Origin of the sequence: Streptomyces sp. NRRL B-24085 (genome assembly GCF_001282115.1) — a bacterium.
In the GTDB taxonomy this organism is placed as follows: domain Bacteria; phylum Actinomycetota; class Actinomycetes; order Streptomycetales; family Streptomycetaceae; genus Streptomyces.
This window is the reverse complement of sequence record NZ_LJBR01000670.1, coordinates 1-1,670: the sequence shown is the minus strand read 5'-3', so window position 1 is coordinate 1,670 and position 1,670 is coordinate 1. Positions and strand designations below refer to the sequence as shown.

General features: G+C 74.3%; 2 protein-coding genes. Both read right to left on the bottom strand.

Annotation, left to right across the window (positions count from 1 at the left end; genetic code table 11):
• Positions 1-111: 111 nt before the first annotated feature.
• A complete protein-coding gene (locus AOJ26_RS41065) occupies positions 112-543 on the bottom strand; it encodes a CBS domain-containing protein (RefSeq protein WP_053853404.1) in 432 nt (143 codons plus the stop codon).
• A 287-nt stretch (positions 544-830) separates the two neighbouring features.
• Complete coding sequence (locus AOJ26_RS41060; protein WP_053853403.1) at positions 831-1,463, bottom strand: uridine kinase; 633 nt, start codon at positions 1,461-1,463, stop codon at positions 831-833.
• Positions 1,464-1,670 lie beyond the last annotated feature (207 nt).

Sequence of the window (1,670 nt, the reverse complement as noted above, 5' to 3'; positions counted from 1 at the left end):
ACCCGTTGGTCATGGGCGTGATAGCCGTCGGCTGCCGTGTCCTGTACCGCGGCTTCCGGCGCAACGGCTGGCTGTGACACGGGGCGTGCGGGGGACGGGGCCGGGGACGGGTCAGTGGGTGGTCGAGGAGCGCGCGTAGACGCTCTCGGCCCAGCCGGCGATCTGCTCGTCCGTCAGGTGCCGGGCCAGGTCGGACTCGCTGATCATGCCCACCAGGCGCTTGTTCTCGATGACGGGGAGCCTGCGGATCCGGTGCTCCTGCATCTCGTGGAGGACGTCGGTCACGTCGGCGCCCGCGTCGATCCAGCGGGGTGTGCCCTGGGCCATCTCGCCGGCGGTGACCTCGGCCGGGTCGCGGCCGACGGCCACACAGCCGATGACGATGTCGCGGTCGGTGAGGATGCCGCACAGCCGTTCGTTCGCGTCGCTGATGGGCAGGGCTCCGACGCCGAGTTCGCGCATCAACTGGGCGGCGCGGTCGAGGGTCTCGTGGGCGGGGATCCACTGGGCACCCCGGTGCATGATGTCTCCGGCGGTGGTCATGGAGTACCTCCCGGTGCCGGACGGCCGGCGCGGCGCGGGCGGCACCGCAAGTCCCGGCGCCCTACATTCTCGCCGCGCCGGAGGGGGCCCGCACCCGGAACCCGGCGGTAGCGGCGGCCGGGGCCGGGCAGCGGCGGCACCACCACCCTCGGATCGCCAGGATCAGCCGGATCAGCCCGATGCGGCGAATCGGCAGGCCATCGGGATCAGCAGGGCACGCACCGGGCAGTCGGATCACCCGGATCGGCAGGGCAGCCGGATGAGGCGGATCGGCAGGGCTCGCCGGGTCAGCCGTTCCACGCCGGGTGGCGGGGGTCGTCGGCGCGGACGAGGACGTCGGCCGTGCCGGCCGGGTCGGTCTCGTCGCCGTAGCGCTGGTAGGCGGGGAGGGTCCAGTGGTCGGGTTCGGGGGTCCGGCGACGGAGGGCGCCCTCGGAGAGGAGGACGTGGACGGTCAGGTCGAAGGGGAACCAGTGGCGCAGCAGGAGGGGGCCGTGGAGCAACAGGACGCCGCCGGGCGGGAGATGGACGTAGGGACTGCGGGTGGCGCGGTCGGTGACCGGGTCCCACAGGTCGGGCAGGACCCGTCCGTCGCCGCCGGGTTCGAGGGGGCCGAAGACCTCGCGCCAGAGGGCGCCGGTGTCGAACCAGCCGTTGTAGTAGGCCTCCAGGTCGTGGTGGCCGTACTCCAGGCGGAGGGAGGCGGGGCGCAGGAAGCCCTCCAGGCCGACGACGAGCGAAGGGCGGCCGCGTATCCGCAGGGCCTCGGCCACCCGTTCGGCGAGTTCGCCCGGGCGGGCTGCGGGGGCGCCGTCGAGGGCGACGCGGGGCCAGGGGCTGCCGTCGGCCGGCTTCAGTTCGAGGAGGCGGTCCGCCAGCCGCTCGCCGAGCCGGTCCCAGGTGATCGCTTCGAGTCGCACGTGGCCATGATGCGTCAGGCGGCCTCCAGGATGCGGCGGACCAGTGCCGTCGCCGCCATCCCGCTGCGGCCGGTGCAACGGGCGGCAAGCGTGCGTGTCGGTGGCGGAGCGGCGAGCGGACGTGTCGGTGGCGGAGCGTCGGGCCTGGGTGCCGGTGATGGGTGCCGCCGCTGGGGGGCGGCGACAGGGGTCGCGATGGGGCTGTCG